Origin of the sequence: Aureimonas phyllosphaerae, from assembly GCF_900113065.1 — a bacterium.
GTDB lineage: Bacteria > Pseudomonadota > Alphaproteobacteria > Rhizobiales > Rhizobiaceae > Aureimonas > Aureimonas phyllosphaerae.
The window spans coordinates 93382-112833 of sequence record NZ_FOOA01000014.1; the positions used below are offsets into that span (position 1 = coordinate 93382).

General features: G+C 67.9%; 19 protein-coding genes. 5 read left to right on the forward strand and 14 right to left on the reverse strand.

The genetic code is table 11. The annotated features are described in order from the left end of the window. The first annotated feature begins 38 nt into the window (after positions 1-38). Entirely contained in the window at positions 39-959 is a 921-nt protein-coding gene (gene pcaQ / locus BM175_RS16095; RefSeq protein ID WP_090964830.1) for a pca operon transcription factor PcaQ, read from the forward strand. Between the two features lie 931 nt (positions 960-1890). Here the strand turns inward: pcaQ and BM175_RS16100 are convergent. The 14 genes from BM175_RS16100 to BM175_RS16165 form a co-directional block, all read right to left on the reverse strand. Next, complete coding sequence (locus BM175_RS16100; RefSeq protein WP_090964783.1) at positions 1891-2223, reverse strand: hypothetical protein; 333 nt, start codon at positions 2221-2223, stop codon at positions 1891-1893. 8 nt (positions 2224-2231) lie between these two features. Continuing rightward, positions 2232-3296: a maleylacetate reductase gene (locus tag BM175_RS16105; RefSeq protein WP_090964785.1), complete on the reverse strand. Its 1065-nt coding sequence runs from the start codon at positions 3294-3296 to the stop codon at positions 2232-2234. Then, complete coding sequence (locus BM175_RS16110; RefSeq protein WP_090964832.1) at positions 3289-4224, reverse strand: intradiol ring-cleavage dioxygenase; 936 nt, start codon at positions 4222-4224, stop codon at positions 3289-3291. The genes BM175_RS16105 and BM175_RS16110 overlap by 8 nt, the downstream gene beginning before the upstream one ends. A gap of 73 nt (positions 4225-4297) precedes the next feature. After that, complete coding sequence (locus BM175_RS16115) at positions 4298-5281, reverse strand: zinc-dependent alcohol dehydrogenase (protein WP_090964787.1); 984 nt, start codon at positions 5279-5281, stop codon at positions 4298-4300. Between the two features lie 23 nt (positions 5282-5304). Continuing rightward, positions 5305-6306, reverse strand: coding sequence for a Gfo/Idh/MocA family protein (locus BM175_RS16120; protein ID WP_090964789.1), 1002 nt, complete (start codon positions 6304-6306; stop codon positions 5305-5307). A gap of 11 nt (positions 6307-6317) precedes the next feature. After that, a complete protein-coding gene (locus tag BM175_RS16125) occupies positions 6318-6602 on the reverse strand; it encodes a YciI family protein (RefSeq protein ID WP_090964791.1) in 285 nt (94 codons plus the stop codon). A 28-nt stretch (positions 6603-6630) separates the two neighbouring features. Continuing rightward, positions 6631-7404, reverse strand: coding sequence for an SDR family NAD(P)-dependent oxidoreductase (locus BM175_RS16130; RefSeq protein ID WP_090964793.1), 774 nt, complete (start codon positions 7402-7404; stop codon positions 6631-6633). Continuing rightward, positions 7401-8483 carry a 2,3-butanediol dehydrogenase gene (locus BM175_RS16135; protein WP_090964795.1) on the reverse strand — a complete coding sequence of 361 codons (1083 nt, stop codon included), beginning with the start codon at positions 8481-8483 and terminating at the stop codon, positions 7401-7403. The genes BM175_RS16130 and BM175_RS16135 overlap by 4 nt, the downstream gene beginning before the upstream one ends. Positions 8484-8496: 13 nt before the next feature. Beyond that, positions 8497-9264, reverse strand: coding sequence for an SDR family NAD(P)-dependent oxidoreductase (locus BM175_RS16140; RefSeq protein WP_090964797.1), 768 nt, complete (start codon positions 9262-9264; stop codon positions 8497-8499). 65 nt (positions 9265-9329) lie between these two features. After that, the gene (locus tag BM175_RS16145) at positions 9330-10118 is read right to left on the reverse strand and encodes an SDR family NAD(P)-dependent oxidoreductase (protein ID WP_090964799.1); all 789 of its coding nucleotides are present in this window, start codon (positions 10116-10118) and stop codon (positions 9330-9332) included. A gap of 14 nt (positions 10119-10132) precedes the next feature. Continuing rightward, a complete protein-coding gene (locus BM175_RS16150) occupies positions 10133-11092 on the reverse strand; it encodes an ABC transporter permease (protein WP_090964800.1) in 960 nt (319 codons plus the stop codon). A gap of 17 nt (positions 11093-11109) precedes the next feature. Then, positions 11110-12069 carry an ABC transporter permease gene (locus tag BM175_RS16155; RefSeq protein WP_090964802.1) on the reverse strand — a complete coding sequence of 320 codons (960 nt, stop codon included), beginning with the start codon at positions 12067-12069 and terminating at the stop codon, positions 11110-11112. A 14-nt stretch (positions 12070-12083) separates the two neighbouring features. After that, complete coding sequence (locus tag BM175_RS16160; protein WP_090964803.1) at positions 12084-13574, reverse strand: sugar ABC transporter ATP-binding protein; 1491 nt, start codon at positions 13572-13574, stop codon at positions 12084-12086. 65 nt (positions 13575-13639) lie between these two features. After that, positions 13640-14776, reverse strand: coding sequence for an ABC transporter substrate-binding protein (locus BM175_RS16165; RefSeq protein WP_090964805.1), 1137 nt, complete (start codon positions 14774-14776; stop codon positions 13640-13642). 298 nt (positions 14777-15074) lie between these two features. Here BM175_RS16165 and BM175_RS16170 point away from each other — a divergent pair, with 298 nt between their 5' ends. The 4 genes from BM175_RS16170 to BM175_RS16185 form a co-directional block, all read left to right on the forward strand. Next, complete coding sequence (locus BM175_RS16170; RefSeq protein ID WP_090964807.1) at positions 15075-16013, forward strand: NAD(P)-dependent oxidoreductase; 939 nt, start codon at positions 15075-15077, stop codon at positions 16011-16013. Between the two features lie 68 nt (positions 16014-16081). Next, positions 16082-17812 (forward strand): extracellular solute-binding protein, encoded by a 1731-nt coding sequence (locus tag BM175_RS16175; RefSeq protein WP_090964809.1) that lies wholly within the window; start codon positions 16082-16084, stop codon positions 17810-17812. A gap of 52 nt (positions 17813-17864) precedes the next feature. Continuing rightward, a complete protein-coding gene (locus tag BM175_RS16180; protein ID WP_090964811.1) occupies positions 17865-18926 on the forward strand; it encodes a ketopantoate reductase family protein in 1062 nt (353 codons plus the stop codon). Positions 18927-18999: 73 nt separating this feature from the next. Further along, positions 19000-19452, forward strand: a 453-nt coding sequence (locus BM175_RS16185; protein ID WP_139224669.1) for an NAD-dependent epimerase/dehydratase family protein, incomplete at its 3' end; no start/stop codon positions are given.

Here is a 19452-nt window from a genome sequence, read left to right on the forward strand (position 1 = left end):
AGGATTGGTGCCTCGATGATAACTGGGAGGTTATGCCGATGCTGTCGTCCGCCCTGCGCCTGCGCCATCTACGCACCTTCGTCGCCGTGGCGCGGCAGGGCAGCGTCGGGCGTGCGGCGGACGAGCTGGCGATCACGCAGCCGGCCGTCTCGAAGGCGATCAAGGAACTCGAGGCGATCCTCGGCGCCCCGCTGCTCGCGCGCGAGCGGGGCAAGCCCCTGCTCTCACCCTACGGCGAAATGTTCCTGCGCCATGCCGAGGCCAGTCTCTCGGCCCTGCGCCGGGGGCTGGAGGCGGTGGGCGACGCGACCTCGCCGAGCGCACTGCCCGTTCGCATCGGGGCGCTTCCCACCGTCTCCGCCCGGCTCCTGCCGGCGGCGATCCGCCGCTATCTCGCCCACGATCTCGGCGCCAGACCGCGCATCGTCACCGGCCCGACGGCCTATCTCACGGCGCAGCTGCGCGAGGGCGCGCTCGACATCGTCATCGGGCGCATGGGCGAGCCGGAGACGATGACCGGCCTCGTCTTCGAGCATCTCTATTCGGAACTGATCGTCTTCGCCGTGCGTGCCGGGCATCCGCTCGCGGGCCGCACGCTGCGCCCCGAGACGGTGCTGCCCTTCGATGTGCTCCTGCCGCCGCCGGGCTCGGTGATCCGCCCGACCGTCGACCGGCTGTTCGCCGCCGCCAACCTTCCGGCGCCGCCCCGCGTGGTCGAGACCGTATCGCTCGCCTTCTCGCGCGCCTACATCCTCGCGACCGACGCGATCTGGCTGATCTCCGAGGGCGTCGTCCTCGAAGACCTCCAGCGCGGCGTCCTCGATCGGCTCACCGTGGACACCTCGCGCACGCAGGGACCCGTCGGCATCACGATGCGCGCCGGCGACACGCCATCGCCCGCCGCCGCGATCCTCCTCCAGGAATTGCGCAACGTGGCGGCCGATATCCGGCGCGGCTGATCGGGTCCGGATCCACGTCGCCGGTCCTTGGTGAACGCCTCGCCGATGCGCCTGAGGAGGCTGCCAGTCTCGCGACCGGACAGCCGCGCAAGAAGGAGCAACGCTGGCGCCTGTCATCCCCTCCGGTGAACCGGCTCCCGTTGGCCCCCTCTCGATCAGGCCGCAAGACAATTCGAGTCAGAGTGTCGAAGCCCATTCCGCTCGCAAAAATGGCCTGAAGGTTGCGCCTGGTCGGCTCCCGGCTGGGGCAACTTCGATGTCGGCGCTCAGCGCCTGGCTGCCTCGGTCGGCACTGGAGACCCCAAGCGCGACGAAGAGTTTCCGGTCGCGATCGTTCGAGGCGGGAAATTCCCGGACCTCTGCAGGAGATGGAGATTTGCGCTGATCTCCAGCCGGTGGACCTCGATCATGCCGATCAAGGCGGACGAGGATGCCGTCCAGTACGGGCGAAAATGGAAACGGTCGTTCGCTGCCATAGAGTACACGGCCTCGGCTGACTTCTCCGCCTGCCGAAGGGAGCTGGGGATCTTCTACTCCGCCGTCTAGGATGTGACGATCGACCAAGCCGAAACCGGCCACTGCCTTACCGACCGGATCGACCGTGGCAGGGTCGACCGGCACGTCCGCCTCTTCGCCGGTTCCATGGACACGATGAAGGAGGCGCCCCGTTGGCGCTCTGCCGGCTCGACCCGGACGTCTCGGTCCATGACGTCGATCCCGACATCATCTGCTCCGACGCCCCTGCTTTGCGCCGAACGACCAGCCCCTTCCCTTTACGAACACATGGACCGACGACACTTGAGCCTGTGACGTCGCCACACAGACCATCCTCAACCTGCGACCCCGGCGTCCGCGGCGTGCTGCAGCCGCACGTTGGCGCGTGAGGCAGCGCGGGCTTCGGGCGACGAACCGACCCTTGGGGTTCGGTCTGTTACTTGAGGGCGACGTAGCCGCTGGGATCGAGAGTGCTGATCCGCACGGCGACGGGCGCGTGTGTCGCATATCCGACCGCGTCGCGCAGCGTCTCGGCGAGCCCGACGAGCCGTTCGCGGGTGCGATCGGGTTTCGGCATGATCTGCATCTCGACGTTCACGCCGGGCTGGTCGGGCAGCGCCATGACGGGAAGGACGGCAAACTGGCACGCGGCGACCTCAACGCCGAGCTCCCGGCATAGCATGGACCGAATGGATTCAAGCTCCCTGGCCAAGGCGGTCCGGCAGTCCGGAAAGATCGTCTCGTCGACAAAGATCTTGAGGTTCGGCATCGCACCTTTCACCCGGCGGACGGGCGATGCCCGGAAAAGGCGTTCGCCACCAGCCTCCTCAGGGCATACCGGTCGAGCGCCGCGGGGTTCCAGTACGGGTTGGCGAGGATGAGATCGGGCACTTCGTCCACGGCCCGCTCAGGCAGCCCGAGGCGCTCCAGCGCCATCGTCGCGCCGAGTGTCCGTGACAGGTCGAACAGCGTTCCGGCCGGATCCTCGGTCGACAGCGCGCGGCGCAGCGCCTGCATCGTTTCCGGCGCGGCGTCGGCGTTGTAGGCCAGGGCATGGGGCAGAACGGCCGTGTGCGTTTCGGCGTGGGGAAGATTGTAGGTGCCGCCCAGCGTGTGGCAGATCTTGTGGTGCAGAGCCATGCCGACGCTGCCGAGGCAGACCCCGCAAAGCCAGGCACCGAAGAGTGCTTCCGAGCGCGCGTCCCGGTCGTCCGGCCGATCGTGAATGATCGGCAGGGCTGCTGCGATGGCCGCGATAGCGCGCTCGGCCATCATCGAGACAATGGGGTTCGCCTCGCGGGCATAGAGGGCTTCCACCGCATGGGCGATCGCATTCATGCCGCTCGTCACCGACATGGCGACGGGAAGCGTCAGGGTGAGGTCGACGTCGTAGATGACGACCTCGGGCAGGATGCGGGGATCGGACTTCGTGACCTTACGTCCGTTCTCGGTCTCGCCGAGGATGGGTGTCATTTCGGAACCGGCATAGGTCGTGGGAGCCACGATCTGCGGCAGGTCGGTGCGCAGCGCGATCGCCTTGGCGAGCCCGGTGGTCGACCCTCCGCCCACCGCCACCAGCCCGTCGATGCGCTCGGCCGTGACGACCTCCATGGCTTTGGCGGTGACGTCGGTCGGGGTGTGCATCCGGGCGCCGGCGAAGATGCCGGCTGCCCGCTCCCCGATGCGATCCTTGATGCGGCGCGCATCGGCGTCCTGCTCGGGCGTCGCGACCACGAGCACGCGCGACAGGCCGAGGCGCTCGATTTCTTCGGGCAGCCGCGTGAGCGTGCCGGAGCCGAAGATCACGCGGGCGGGATGGGCGTTGTAGACGAAATCACGCATTGCGGTCGCCCTGGCCGGCATCGTCCGGCGTTTCCTCGGACCGGGCCAGCACGAAGGTCCAGTCCACCGCCGTGAACGGGTTGGGGAAGCCGAGTTCGGCTGCCCTTGCCGCGTCGTCGATCGTCTGGAAGTCGGCGATGAGGTCGGCCTTCACGCCGAACACGGCGTCGGTGTGAAGATACGGGCAGTCCGGCGTGAAGAGGTGCGTCGTCACCTCCTCGAAGCCCGGCGCGGCCACGATGAAATGGATATGGGCCGGACGGTAGGGGTGGCGGCCGAGCGCTCCCAGCAACTGGCCGACCGGGCCGTCGGCCGGGATCGGGTAGAAGCGCGGCTTGACCGAGCGGAACCAGAACGCGCCGTCGGGGCCCGAGGTGAAGATCCCGCGCAGGTTGAAGTCCGGCTGCACGCCCTGCTGCTGCACGTCGTAGAAGCCCTCGTCGTTGGCCTGCCAGACGTCGAGCGTCGCGCCCGCGATCGGACGCCCGTCCGTGTCGACGACCCGCCCGGTCACCAGCAGCTTCTCGCCCTTGCCGTCGAGGCAGATGTCCTGGCCGTTCTCGTAGTGCGGGGCGTTGGAGACATGGAACGGACCGAGCACCGTCGTCTCGGTGGCGCCCCGCGGCTTGCGGTTGTCGATCGCATCGATCAGCATCGAGACGCCGAGGATGTCGGACAGGAGGATCCATTCCTGTCGCCAGTCGCTCGTGATGTGGCCGGTCGCGGTGAGGAACTCGATCACCCGCATCCATTCGGCGTTCGACGGCTCGACCTCCTTCACGAAGGCATGGAGGTGGCGCACCGCGCTGTCCATCACGGTCTTCAGCCGCTCGTCCCGGCAATCCCGGTTGCGCGCGATGACGACTTCGGCGGAGTTCTCCTCCGTGAAGTAGCCGTCGCCAGCGGTCGGATCGGTTGCGTCGGTCATCGCGTCTCCTTCGACGGGACCGCCGGCCGGGCCGGGCGGCTCCCGTTTCGTCATCGAGCTTCGTGGAAGACGGTCAGGCCGCGAGCAGCGTGACCTTGATGCAGGCCTGCGGGTCGGCGCCGAGACGGAAGGCCTCGACGGCCTGCGTCAGCGCGAACTCGTGGGTCTGGATCGGCGACAGGTCGAGCCCCGTGCGCTCCAGGAAGCGGATCGCGGCCGGCCAGACGCCGGGCGAGCCGATGCAGCCCTTCACCTCGAGGTTCTTCATCTGGATCAGGCCGAGATTGACCGATACCTTGCGCCCGATGTTGATGCCGACCATCGAGACGCGGCCTTCCTCGCGCGCGAACTCGAAGGTCGCGGCGAGCGATGCGTCGTGGCCGGCCGCCTCGATGACGAGATCGGCACCTCGGCCGCCGGTCAGCTGCATCACGCGCTCGACCGCGCCGCCGTCCGACGGGTCGAGGGCCTGATCGGCGCCGAGCGCGAGCGCCACCTCGCGGCGCTTGGCGATCGGGTCGACCACGATGACCCGTGCGCCCATGCCGATCGCCGCCGCCGCCGAGACGAGGCCGATCGTGCCGCCGCCCGAGACCACGACCGTCTCGCTGGCATTGGTGCCGCCCGAACGCTGGACCGCGTAGAAGCCGCAGGTGAACGGTTCGATCAGCGAGGCCTTCTTGTCGTCGACGGCGTCGGGCAGCTTGTGCAGCCATTCCGGGTTGACGTTGAAGTATTCGCGGTCGGCGCCGCTGAGCGAGAAGCCGAAGTGGTGGAGCCGTTCGGGCGTGCGCACCACGCATTCGCCCACCACCCGGTCGCCGACCGCAAAGCCCTTCACGTCGCGGCCGACCTCGACGATCTCGCCCGCCCATTCGTGGCCGGGCGTCACCGGATAGAAGATCGGGATGATGTAGCGGCCGGCGAGGAGCTCGTAGTCGGAGTGGCAGATGCCGACGGCGCGCGTCCTCACCAGGACCTCTGTCGGTGCGATCCGCGGCATCTCGACGTCGGCGACGACGGGCTTCTCGGGGGCTTCGAAGATCAGGGCTTTCATGTCGTGTCTCTCCCGGGACGCGGCTAGTGGACGGCTTCGACGGCGCCATGTTCCGCCGAGCGGACGATGGCTTCCAGAAGCGCGATATTGGCGATCATCTCCTCGCCGGTGATCGGATAGGGCGCCTCGCCCCGGACCGCGCGGGCAAAGGCACGCAGGTTGTCGCGCACCGGCTCGGCGGCGCCGACCTCGGCCACCGTGATCGGCGTCCCCGTCGAGGCGCGCGTGACGATCCAGCCGCTCGGCGCCTCGACATGGGTCTTGTCGCGCACCTCGATCCAGCCCTTCGTGCCGAACACGGCAAAGCGCGAGACGAAGGGCGTGGCGAGCGTCGCCGAGACGTAGGCCGAGCCCCCACCCTGGAAGCGCACGTGAGCGCTCATCGTGTCGCCCTGCGGGATGCTGGACGCAAGGTTCTCGCAGGACACGCGGACATCGGACGCCGGGCCCATCAGCTTCACGGCGAGATCCGTCAGGTGGATGCCGGTCGCCGTCATGCCGCCGGCCGGCGCCTGGTCCGCCTTCAGCCGCCAGTTCTCGGCCGGCAGGGACAGGAACTTGTCGTGGCTGAAATTGGCTTCGATCTGCAGGATGCGACCGAGACCGTCCTCGCGCGCGAGATCCAGGATCTCGACGATCGGCGGCTCGAAGCGGCGCTCATGACCCATGCCGAGTACGAGGCCGGCGTCGTGGCAGAGCCGCACGGCCTTTTCCGCGCCCGACTTGGTGAGCGCCAGCGGCTTCTCGCAGAAGACGTGCTTGCCGGCCGCCACGCAGGCCTCGATCTGCGCCTCGTGCAGGGCGTGCGGGGTCGCGAGGATCACGGCTTCGACCGCGGGGTCGTCGAGCGCGGTCTCGAGATCGGCCGAAAAAGCCATGCCGTATTGTGCGGCGAACTCCGCCGCCTCCGGCGCGGGGTCGACCGCGCGCACGAGCTCCAGCCCGGCATCGCCGCCCGACATCAGATGGGTCATCTTGCGGCCCCACCATCCAAGGCCCACGATCGCTGTCTTGACGGGTTCCATCGTGGCGGCTCCTAGCGGTTGTCGACGCGCTTCAGGAACGGGTGGATTTCCACCTTTTCCCAGATGCCGGCCCGGTTGAACGGATCGGCGGCGTTGAAGGCGAGGACCTCGTCCTTGCTGTCGGCTTCGAGGAGGAAGAGCGAGCCGATCATGGTCTCGTTGTCGTCGGCCACCAGCGGCCCCGAAATGACGCTCTTGACGGAGGCGGACGCGAGATAGGCCTTATGCGCGTCGTAGTGCGCGAGGCGGTCCTGGACGGCGTTCGGCCGGTCGAGGCAATGGACGATGAAATGCATGGCAGGGGTCCGTTTGCGACTGGGGAGATCAGGCGGCCGAGTAGCCGCCGTCGACCATGAGAAGTTGCGCGGTGATGCCGCTCGCCGCGTCCGAGAGCAGGAAGGCGACGGCGCTGGCGATCTCGTCCGGCGAGACGAGGCGTCCGATCGGCTGGTCGTCCATCCAGCGGGCCATGATCTCGGGCTGCTTGATGCCGACCTCCGCCAGCATGACCGTATCGGTGTAGCCGGGACCGACGGCGTTCACGCGAACGCCCCGTTTCGCCCATTCGACGCCGAGAACGCGGCACATGTGCGCGACGCCGGCCTTCGACACGTCGTAGCCGACATGCAGTTCCGGCCGGACCACCTTGACGCCGGCGATCGAGGACGTCGCGACGATCGCGCCCCGTCCACGCTCCAGCATGTTCGCGGCGAAGGCGCGGATGGTGAAGTAGACGCCGTCGAGGTTGATGCGCATGACGCGCTGCCAGTCCTCGTCCGAGTGATCGGCGCCGGGCCGCTCGTAAGCCATGCCGGCATTGGCGAAGAGGAGATCGACCCGTCCGTGACGCGACAGGATTTCGTCGCGCGCAGCATCGATGGACCGGGAATCCGTCACGTCGAAGGCGATCCAGTCGGCGCTGAGGCCCTCCCTCGCGAGGTCCTCAGCGACGGATCGCACCGCCTCGTCGCGATCGGCCGCGACGACGGTCGCCCCGAGCGAGGCGAGCGCGCGGCAGGTCGCACGGCCGATGCCGCCGGCCCCGCCGGTGACGACCACGACGCGCCCGTCGAGGCGGAGCCTGTCCACCGCGCTCACGCCGAGCCTCCCATCTCCACGAGGATCTTCATGTTGCGACCCGTCGGGTCGAGCAGCGCCTCGAAGCCCTTGTCGACGACCTCGTCCGGGCGGATCGTGGCGGTGACGATCTTCTCGACCGGGAAGCTGCCGCCCTCGATCATCGCGGCGACGCGCGGCCAGATGTCGGTCGGATAGCACCACGTCGCCTCGACCGTGATGTCCTTCAGCGCCCAGAGCATCGCGTCGACGGAGGCGCGCCTGGTGTGCAGCCCGACCTGGACGACGGTGCCCTGGCGGCGAACGGCGTCGACGCAGAGATTGAGCGAGGCTTCGGCGCCGACGCATTCGAGCGCGACGTCGACGCCGACCTTGTCCTCCGTCCGGGCACGGATCGCGGCGGGAATGTCGTCGTCGGAGCGCGGATCGAAGACGATGGCCTCGGGCACCAGTTCCTTTGCCAGCGCCCGCCGGTTCGGGTTCGGCTCGGAGACGAAGATCGGCGAGGCGCCCGCCGCCTTGACGGCGAGCAGCGTCAGCGCGCCGATGGGGCCGATCCCCGAGACGAGGACGCTCGACCCCGCCTCCACCCGGCCGCGGTCGACGCCGTAGAGCGCGACGGCGGCCGGCTCGATCATGGCGGCCTGGACGTCGGTCAGGCCTTCCGAGACCTTGAAGACGTTGTAGCCATTGAGGACGGCCCGTTCGCCGAGCCCGCCCCATGCCCAGGACAGGCCGACGCAGGCCATCTTCTCGCTGAGATGGTAGAGGCCGCGACGACCGTAATAGTCGTCCCGCGGCGAGATCAGCGGCTGGATGGAGACCTTGTCGCCGGGCGCGACATGGCTGATCTCGCTTCCCACCTTCAGGACGCGGGCCGAGAACTCGTGGCCGATGATCTGCGGAAGCGTCGCGCCCGAATAGACGTGCGGCTCGATCGGGGTCACGATCGGCCCCGCCACGTATTCATGGAGGTCCGTCCCGCAGATGCCGCACACCAGCGGCTCGACGAGGACCTGGTCGGGCGCGAGCTCTTCGGACGGGGCCGGGACGTCCTCCAGCCGGATGTCGCGCTGGGCGTGGTAGCGGACAGCTTTCATGACACGCTCCCCTTCACTGCGCCGTGTAGCCGCCGTCGCAGACGAGGCTTGCGCCCGTCACGAAGCGGGATTCGTCGGACGCGAGGAAGAGCACGCAGTTCGCGATGTCGACGGGCTCGGCCAGCGGCAGCACGTGCTTGGCGGACATCATCTCGAGGTAGTGGTCGAGACCGCCCGGATAGGTCTCCCCGGCCTTCATGAAGAGCGGGGTCTTGGTCGAGCCGGGATGCACCGCGTTGACGCGGATGCCGTGCTGGCCGTAGCAGATCGCGTCCGTCTTGGTCATCGCGAGCACCGCGCCCTTGGTGGCGTGGTAGGGCGGCAGGTCGTCGTTGCCGATGAGGCCGTAGATCGACGAGAAGTTGACGATGGAGCCGCGCTTCTTGTCCATCATCGCCCGCACGGCGTGCTTGGTGCAGAGGAAGACGCCGCGCACGTTGACGGCGAAGATGCGGTCCCAGTCCTCGACCGCGACCTCGTGCGCCAGCTTGTTGACACCGGTGATGGCCGCATTGTTGACCAGCACGTCGAGCGTGCCCCACTGCGAGACGACGGCACTGAGAGCGCTCTCGACGTCGCTCTCCTTCGAGACGTCGCAGCGATGGAACTCGGCGTCGGCGCCCGTCCGGCGGATCGCCTCCACCGTCTCGCGCCCGGCATCCTCGACCACGTCGAACACGGCGACGCGTGCGCCCTCTTCGGCAAAGCGGTGGCACGTCGCCTCACCGATGCCGGTGCCGCCGCCGGTGACGATCGCCACCTTTCCTTCGAGCCGTGCCATGATGTCCTCCCATTCGATTGCGTCTGTGTCTTGTTGGCTCGCGGAGAGCCGGACCCGTTCCGGGGTCAGGTGAGAACCATGCCGCCGTCGATCATCACCGTCTGGCCGGTCATGGTGTCGGAGGCGGACGAGGCGAGAAACGCCGTGGTCCCCACGATGTCGGCGGGCGTCGACGGCCGGCCGATGAGGATGGACTGCGAGAACTCGTTGATGGCTTGCGATGGCGTCTCGGTCAGGCCGTGGTCCATGAACTCGCGGTCGAGCTGCTTCCAGAGTTCGGTCGCCACGACGCCCGGCGCGAATGCGTTGACCGTGATGCGGTGCTCGGCGAGGGCGCGGGCGGCCGCCTGCGTGAGCGCCACGACCGCGAATTTCGAGGCGCAGTAATGGGCGAAGAGCGGGTAGCCCTGCTTGCCCGCGATCGAGGCGGTGTTGACGATCTTGCCGCCGCCGCCCTGGAGGATCATCTGCCGCGCGGCTTCCTGGGTCCCGATCAGGACGCCGCGCCCGTTCACGGCCATGATGCGGTCGAAGTCGGCCTCGCTCACCTCCATGAAGGGGCAGGTCTGGCTGATGCCGGCATTGTTGAAGAGGACGTCGAGCCGACCGAACTCGGCGACCGTCCGCTCCACCATGGCGCGTACGCTGTCGCGCCGCGAGACGTCAACGCCGATGCCGACCGCCGTACCGCCGTCGCTCCGGATGGCGTCCGCGACCGCCTCCGCGCGTGCGCCGTCGAGATCGGCTATCGCGACCTTTGCGCCCTTGGCGGCGAGATCGCGGGCGATGGCCTCGCCGATGCCCCGGCCTGCGCCGGTGACGATGACGATGCGGCCGTCGAGTGAGTGTGTCATGTCCGTTGCTCCGCTCAGCGCCCGCGCTTCACGTAGAAGCTGGCGGCCACGATGATCACGACGCCCTTCAGGATGATCTGCATCTGCACGGGCAGGCCGAGCATCACGACGAGGTTGGAGATCGCGACGAGGATCGCGGCCCCCGTCAGGGCTCCGGCGACCGTCCCCTTGCCGCCCGATAGCGCGATGCCGCCGACCACGGCCGCCACGATCGAGTCGAGTTCGAAGCCGCGGCCGACGAAGTTGTCGACGACCCCGACGAAGCCGGCGAGCACCAGCCCCGCAAGCGCCGCGCAGGCCCCGCTGACGACGTAAGCGAGGAGGGTGACGAGGTCGGAGCGGATGCCGACGAGGTGGGCGGTGACGGGATTGCCGCCGGTGATGAAGACGCGCCGGCCGAAGGCGCTGCGGTGGAGCGCGACGGCCGCGAGGATCGCCACCGCGACGAGGAAGACGATGTTGTAGGGGATGCCGTTGAAGGTGCCGGCGCCGATCGTGCGGAAGAGGGGCGGCACGTTCCCCGACGGGGCGCCCTGCGTCCACGCCGTGCGCGCGCCCTGGAGGACGATCATCGTGGCGAGCGTCGCAAGGAACGGCGACACGCGGCGACGCGTCACGAGAAGGCCGTTGACGAGGCCGACCGCCATCCCGATCGCGATCGCCGTGGCGAAGACGAAGGGCACGTCGGCGTTGACGCCGTTGAAGGCGGTGGCGGTGACGGCGGCCGTCGCCATGACCGAGGCGACCGACAGGTCGAGGCCGCGCACCAGGATCACGAAGGTCTGGCCGATCACCACGATGCCAAGCGGGGCGAACTGCAGCAGCATGTTGGAGACGTTGGCGCCCGACAGGAAGCCCGGAGCCGCCAGCCCGCCGACCGCGAGGACGGCCAGGAGGAAGATCAGGATGCCATAGCGCGAGAGGTGCTGCCGGAAGGGGGCGGGCGCGAGCGCCGCGTCGAGCGGCTTGGCCATAGTGGTCCTTGCCTCACTCATGCCAGCCCCCGCTGCTTTTCCACGTAGACCGAGACGGCCAGGATGATGACGAGTCCCTGGACGACGAGCTGGTAATGGCTCGAGATGTCGAGGAAGTTCAGCATGTTGTTGAGAAGCGAGACGAGGTAGACGCCGAGCAGCGTGCCGATCACGCCGCCGCGCCCGCCCGTCAGCATGGTGCCGCCGACGACGACCGGCGTGATCGAGGCGAGCGTGTAGTTGGCCCCCGTATAAGGCTGGCCGGCGCTGAAGCGGCTGACGAGGTAGATCGCTGTGAGAGCGGCGAAGAAGCCCGAGGCCGCATAGACGCCGACAAGGATGCGACGGCGCGGCAGGCCCATCAGGTCGGCCGCGTGCGCGTCGTCGCCCACGGCGTAAATGCGTCGGCCCGTGCGGGTGTTGTTCAGGAAGAACGACACGAGGAGGAACAGCGTGAGCGCGATTGTCGCGCCGATCGACAGGCCACCGGCGAAGGTGCCGTAGGCGAAGACGTCGAACTCCAGCGGCACGCCGCCGACCGGTCCGAGACCGTAGAGAAGGGCGATGCCCTGCACGATGGCCCCCGTACCGAGCGTGACGATCAGGGGATGGACGCCGGTCGCGACGATCAGGCCGCCGTTGAGGGCGCCGATCAGGGTGCCGAGGGCGAGCACGCCGGCCAGCACCGGCACGACCATCTCGGCGCGCCCGTCGATGAGGCCGGAGGTCAGCATCGACAGGAGGCTGACGACCGAGCCGACCGACAGGTCGATGCCGCCGGTCAGCACCGTCAGCGTCTGGCCGAGGCTGACGAGCGCAAGACCCGTCGACTGCTCGTAGACGTTGAGGATATTGCCCGTTGTGGCGAAGCGGTCGGAGACGAAGGCGCCGACGGCAAACAGGGCGACGAGGAGCGCGAGGACCACGAGAAGGCCGGTTCGGCTTCCGGTCAGGGCGCGCGACAGGATGGCGGACATGCGTTCTCCCTCCTTCAGCCGGCCATGCGGCGCGTGGCGAGTTCGACCACGGCTTCCTCGGTGATCTCGCCAGGCCCGAGCTCGCCCGTGACGACACCCTCGCGCATCACGACGACGCGCTCCGACATGCCGACGATCTCGGGCAGTTCCGACGAGATCATCAGGATCGCGACGCCGCGGTCGGCGAGTTCCTGCATGATGCGGTAGATCTCGGTCTTGGCGCCCACGTCGACGCCGCGCGTCGGCTCGTCGAGGATCAGGAGCCGTGTCGAGGTGCGCGCCCAGCGGGCGACGATCACCTTCTGCTGGTTGCCACCCGACATCACCGCGACCGGCGTGCCGGGACCGCGGCAGGCGATGCGGAAGGAGGCGATGGCCTCGTCGGCCACGGTCGCCTCGCGGCGGTGGTCGAAAAGGCCAGAGCGGGTGAACTCCGGCAGGGTCGAGGCGGAGACGTTGGCCGCAACATCGAGGAGCATCGCAAGGCCCTGACCCTTGCGGTCCTCCGTCACGAGCCCGATCCCAAGTTCGATCGCGCGGCGCGGCGAGCCGATGTCGACCGGCCTGCCGTCCACAAAAACCTCGCCGCCGGTCTTCTTCAAGGCGCCGAACAGGGCGAGAGCCAGTTCCGACCGCCCGGCGCCGACCATGCCGGCGAGCCCCGTAATCTCGCCGGCCCGCAGCGCGATCGATGCGCCGCGCACGCGTCCGGGCACGTCGATGTCGCGCGCCTCGACCACGACCGCCCCCGGCGTCTTAGGCCCGCGGCGCGTTGGAAAGAGCTCGGCGAGGTTGCGACCGACCATCAGCGCGATCAGTTGGTCCCGCGTCACATCGCCGATTGGCCGGCTGGCGACGAACCCGCCGTCCTTCAGGACGGTCACGCGGTCGCAGAGGGCGAAGATCTCTTCCAATCGGTGGGAGATGTAGACGATGGCAACGCCGGCATCGCGCAGGCGCCGGAGGCGCTCGAACAGGACGTCGACCTCGCGGCCCGAGATCACGGCGGTCGGCTCGTCGAGGATCAGGAGCTTGACGTCGTGGATCAGCGCCTTGGCGATCTCGACCATCTGCTGGTCGGCGACCGACAGGTCGCGGACGCGGCTGCGCGGATCGATGTCGATGCCGAAGCGCTCCAGGAGCGCCTTGGCGTCGGCGCGGGTGCGGCGATGGTCGATGAGGCCGAGCCGGTTGCGGCGCTCGTGGCCGATGAAGATGTTCTCCGCGACGCTGAGATGCGGGAAGAGCACGAATTCCTGGTAGATCACGTGGACACCGTGCCGCTTGGCGTCGCCCGGACCCTTCCAAACGGTCGGCTGTCCGTCGAAGGTGATCGTGCCGGCATCCGGCTGGTGGACGCCCGCGATCACGCGCGTCAGCGTCGACTTGCCGGCCCCGTTCTCGCCGACCAGCGCATGGATCTCGCCCGATCGCGCTTCGAAGTCGACGTCGTTGAGGGCGCGCACGCCCGGAAAGCCCTTGGCGATACCTTTCAGCATCAGCATGGCCGGTCTCCCGCGACAGACTAGGGGGATGGGCGACCCGGCCGGAGCCGGGCCGCCGTTCGACTTCAGCGGGGGTAGTCGACGCTGTAGGTCGTCGGGTTGTAGTCCGGGCCCATGCCGCCGGTGACCAGCATGTCGGCAGGACCGTTCGGAACCACCATCTCCGAGATCGGCAGGTCGCGGCGGATTGAGGCGGTCTCGTCGCCGTCAGTGGTCGCGATCTGCGAGTTGATCTCGTAGATGCAGGGCACGGTCTGACCGTCGAGCACCTTCAGCGCGACGTCGATGCCAACGCCTCCCATGGCCGGGGGATAGCCGACCTCGAGCATCGGCACCTTGTGCTGGAGCGCGAGCTGCAGCGGGCCGTTGACGTCGGACGTCGTGTGCGGCGGGATCTCGCCGTCCTTCCAGCCCGCCTCGATGAAGGCCTCGATCGAGCCCGGCGTCTGCAGGCCGTGCGCCGACCAGACGGCGTTGATCTCTCTGCCGTACTTGGAGATTGCGGCCTGCATGACCTGCTTGCCCTTCACCGGGCTCCAGTCGGAATAGACCGTGTCGAGGATCTTGATGCCGGGATGCTGGTTGAACACCTGCATGGCCGCGCGGGTGCGGATTTCGTTCGGGCTGGAGCCTGCCTGGCCCGCCAGCATGATGACGTTGCCCTGGCCGTTCAGCTTCTCGACGATCCACTGGGCGAAGAGGCGGCCCATCATTGTGTCGGAGGCCGTCACGAACGAGATGAAGTTGTCGGAGGCGATGCGCCGGTCAACCATGACCACCGGGATGCCGCGCTGCATCGCCCGGCTGATCGCGGGATCGAGCGCCTGCTCGGTGTTGGCACTGACGAGAAGCAGGTCGACCTGGCGCGAGATCAGGTCCTGGATATCGGCGACCTGCTTGGCGTCGTCATGGCCCGCGTCCGTGACGATGAGCTGCTTGATCTTGTCCTTGTGCTCGGCCGCCGCCTTTATCACCGAGTGCTGCATCACGACGCGCCAGCTGTCGCCGAGGCCAGCGTTGGAGAAACCGATGACGTAGGGCCCCTCCTTCTTGTACTGCGAGGTATCCTTGAAACAGATCTCCTGCGCCGGATTGAACAGGAAGGTGCGCGGCGCGCCTTCGTAGGGCCCGGCAAAGGCGGACCCTACGGCGCCAAACATGGTGGCGGCACACAGGGCAATCTTCAGCAATCGAGATTTCATTCTGCAACTCCTCCCAGAGCGTCGCCAAGTCTTCCGATGAGGACACAAGTCGGACTGTGCAGCCGCAACATATTGCGCCGCATCAATACTGATGACTTTTGTCCAAACTCTCCCTGCAAGCCGTTCTCGACCCGCATTCCTAGTTAGACAGCGCAAATCGTCGACTCAAATACTGATTTGTCCAAAATGGACATCGTTTCTCTAAACAACGCGGCCTGGGTCTGGGACAAGCAATTGGGAATGGGCGAGTGGGCGGGGAGCCGCGCGGACTTGCCCCGCATCTTTGGAGGAAGGCGCGATGACGAGCAAAACGCTGCATGTGGGCTGGATCGGCATCGGCAAGATGGGCAAGCCCATGAGCCGCCGGGTTCTGAAAAGCGGGATGCCCGTCACCGTCTACGAGCCGCTCGCGCAGAACCGGGCGAGCGTGGTCGCGGAAGGCGCCGACATGGCCATCTCGCTCCCCGATCTCGCGGCCGCCGCCGACGTCGTGGCTCTGACGATTCCGAACGACGCCGTGCTGGAGAGCCTCGCCTTCGGGCCGGACGGCCTCGTGCAATCCATGCGGCCCGGCCAGATCCTCCTCGAGATGAGCACGGTGTCGCCGGCGATCTCCCGCCGGCTTGCCGAGAGCTTCGCGCAGCGGGACGTCTCCTATCTCAGGGCCCCGGTCTCCGGCAGCACGGCGACCGCCGTCAGCGGGCAGCTCTCGGTCATGGTCTCGGGACCGAAAGCCGCCTTCCAGAAGGTGCTTCCGCTTCTCGAGGCCTTTTCCACGCGCCAGTTCCATATCGGACTGGAGGAGGAAGCCCGCTATCTCAAGCTGGTGCTCAACGCGCTCGTCGGCGCGACGTCGGCGCTCCTCGGCGAAGCCCTGACGCTCGGACGAAGCGGGGGCTTGAGCGACGAAACGATGCTGGAGGTCATTGGTCAGAGCGCCGTCGCCTCGCCGCTGATCGCCTACAAGAAGGACCTCCTCATCTCGCGCAACTTCGAGCCGGCCTTCACCGTCGAGCAGATGATGAAGGATTTCGACCTCATCCTCGGTGCCGCCCGTTCCGACCATGTACCGATGACGCTCGCCGCCTTGGTCCGCCAGCAATACGAGGCCGCCTTCGCGACGGGGCATGCCCAAGACGACTTCTTCGTCCTCGTGGAACTGTGCGAGCGCCTGGCCGGGCTGCCGGCGGACAAGGGAGCGGGTGTCCCCCTTGATCGCGCCGCGGGCGATCGGTGAGAAGGTCCGCATCGGCCAGAGCGTAGCGAGCCGAGCGCCATCGTCGACGTCGGGAGGGGTCGCCGCACATGAACGATTACGAGGTCCTGCGCGTCATCGAGTTCCTGGAGCAGACGCGCGAGCCGTTCCGCAAGGGCATGGCGCTCACCGACGACCAGCCGATCTGGAACATCACCCTGTTCCTGATGAAGTCCGAGATCCGGGGACAGACGGTGACGGTGTCCGCGCTCGCCGGGGTGACCGGCATCCCCTACGCGACGTCCATGCGGCTCATCACGCGGATGGTCGACGCAGGAATGATCGCGCGCGTGCCGCGCGGCAAGGACGGCAAGGGCCATGTCCTCCATCCGGGCCCGGAGATGCGCGAGTCGTTCCGAGGCTACGCCCGCGGGATCAAGGCGCTGCTCGCCCGCACCGTGGGCCTGCGCGGCTCGTCCGAGGACGAAGAGCAGTATTACTTCGGCGGCACGCCCCTCGCCTCCCGCCCCATGCCCCCTTCCAAGCTCGTCGAGCGCCGCGCCAGCGAGGCCCTCGACATCCGCTTCCTTCTGAACGACGACAACTACTTCTCGTCGATGCGCAACATGTGGGTCGACCTGCGCAGCAACCTCGCGTCGAGCCGGGACTTCAGCCTCCGCAGGCTTCCCGATCTCTATGCCGAAATCCTCGCCAACGCCCAGCGGCCCGTGTCGAGCTACGACGTGATCACGGTCAACATCCCGTGGCTTGGAGAATTGGCCGAACAGGGACTTCTGCGACCGGTCGACGACATGGTCGCCTCGAAGGTGCTGGAGGTCGCGGACTTTCATCCGGTCATCCGATCCACGGCGGAATGGCGCAAACGCACCTACGGGATCCCGGTCTACTGCACGATCGGCATCCTCTCCGCGCGCCGCGACCTGTTCGAGCAGCGCAACATCGCCTTTCCCAAGACCTTCGACGAGGTGATCGACGCGGGCCGGCGCTTCCACCAGCCCGAGCAAGGCATGTACGGAGCGGTCTGGGACGGCGCGCCGGGCATGCCGATCGCGTCCAGCTTCCTGTTCTTTCTCGGCGCCTGCGGCTCGCCGCCCATCTCGCTTCGCCACGGGTCGGGCGGCTACACCTCGGAGGGCATGGACCTTTCCACCCTCGTGCCGCTGGTCGACACGGACGCCGGGCGCGCCACGCTCGACTTCATGCAGCGTCTTCTCGAGATTTCGCCGCCCAATGCGCTGAGCCTTGCCTGGGACCAGAACCTCTCCCTGTTCCTGTCGGGTAGCGCCGCCATGGCATATTGCTGGACGATGCGGGCATCGCGCATGGAATACGATGTCCAGTCCACCGTGAAGCGACGGGTCGAGTACCTGCCGCAGCCCTCCGGCCCGGGCGGCGGGCGCGTGTCGCCGATCGGCGGGTTCCTCCTCGCCATCCCCGCCAATCTGCCGGAGGAGCGCGTCGAGATCGCGGCGGAAGCGATCGCCTGGATGACGTCGGAGGATTCCATGCGGGCGCATGTACGCAACGGTTTTCCCGTCGCGCCGCGCTTCTCGACCAGCGCCGATCCGGAAGCCGCGGCGGGCTCGCCCATCGTCCGCTTCGTCGACGGGCTGGTGAAGCGCAACCTTCTGACGACGTGGCAGCGGCCGAACATCCCCTGCTACACGCGGATCGAACGGGTGCTCGGCCGGGAGATCCACGCCGCCCTGTCCGGAGGAAAGAGCCACGCCGCGGCGCTCTCCGATGCCTCCGCCGCCATTGCCGAGGTCCTCAGACAGCCGACCGTGGGCGCCGACAGGCTCCCGGTTCCCGCGCAATGAACCTTGCGGGCGGCAGCACCCCCTGAACAGACGCAGCGTGAAAGGAAACGACATGGCCTGGAATTCGGAGCGCGGACCAAGGATCGCCTTTCTCGGGACCGGAGCGCAGGGGGCCTCGATCGGGGCCGACTTCGCGCTCGCCGGGCTCGACGTGACGTTCATCGAGCAGTGGCCGGATCACGTGAACGCCATCCGCGAGAACGGCATCACGGTGAACCTGCCCTCGCGCACGATCAACGCCCGGGTGCCGGCGCTCCACCTCTGCCAGGTCGCCGAAATCCGCGAACCGTTCGACGTCGTCTTTCTCGTCGTGAAGGCCTACGACACGAAATGGGCGTGCCAGTTGATCGAGCCCGTTCTGGCAAAGGACGGCTTCGTCGTCGGGCTGCAGAACGGCATGACGCATGAGGACATCGCGTCCGTCGTAGGCCGCGAACGCACGATCGGCGCGGTGATCGAGATCGCCTCGAACATGTTCACGCCGGGCGTCACCAACCGCCAGAACGACCCCGAGACCTCCTGGTTCGCGATGGGAGCCCTCGACCCCGCCGTGCAGCACCGGGTCGAGGCGGTCGCCGACCTTTTGCGTCACAGCGGCACCGTCGAGGTGACGGACGACATCAGGTCAGCCAAATGGATGAAGCTCGTCGTCAACGCTGCCGAACTCATCCCCTCGGCCATCGTCGACCTTCCGCTTGCCGATGCCGCCCGTGCGCCCGGCATGCTCGACGTCATGCGTGTCGCGGGCTACGAGGCGATGCACGCGGCGCTCGCCGATGGGGCCACGATCGTTCCGATCATCGGCATGCCCCCCGTCACGACCAACGACCCAGACCGCTATGTCGACCAGATCTTCGAGGAGGTGCTCAAGACCTTCTCGCAGGCCGACACGCTGACGACCTCGCTCCAGGATTGGCGCAAGGGTCGGAAGGCCGAAATTCAGGAGGTCAACGGCTTCGTCGTCGAGACCCTCCGGCGGTTCGGCCGCCCTGCACCGCTGAACGCTCGCGTCGTGGAGATGGCCCTCGACATCGAGGCCGGTCGCCTCGCCGCCCACCCCTCCAACGCGGCTCCCCTCATCGAGACGCTCCGCGAGACACGGGCCACCATCTGAGGCAACGAACTCTGAACGCCGCCTTCGTTGAGAAGGGTGTCGGCGATCCAGACTGCACATGAAGGAGATTGATATGTCGAAATCGGCACTTGTGGTGGGGGCGAGCGGGATCGTGGGCAGCGCGACGGCGGACCTTCTCACCGCAAACGGCTGGACGGTCCACGGTCTCGCGCGCCGGCCGGTGGAGCAGCCGGGCGTCCGGCCCGTGGCCGCCGACCTGCAGGACGCGGCGGGAACGGCGGACGCCCTGCGCGACCTGACGCCGGACGCCGTGTTCATCACCACCTGGGCCCGCCAAGCGACCGAGGCCGAGAACATCCGCGTCAACGCCGCCATGGTGCGCAACCTCCTCGATGGCCTGCGGCCGGCCGGATCGGTGCGCCACGTCGCCCTCGTCACCGGCCTCAAGCACTATCTCGGCCCCTTCGAGGCCTACGGGAAGGGCACGCTGCCCGAGACCCCGTTCCGCGAGAGCCAGGGTCGGCTCGACGTCGCCAACTTCTACTACGCGCAGGAGGACGAGGTG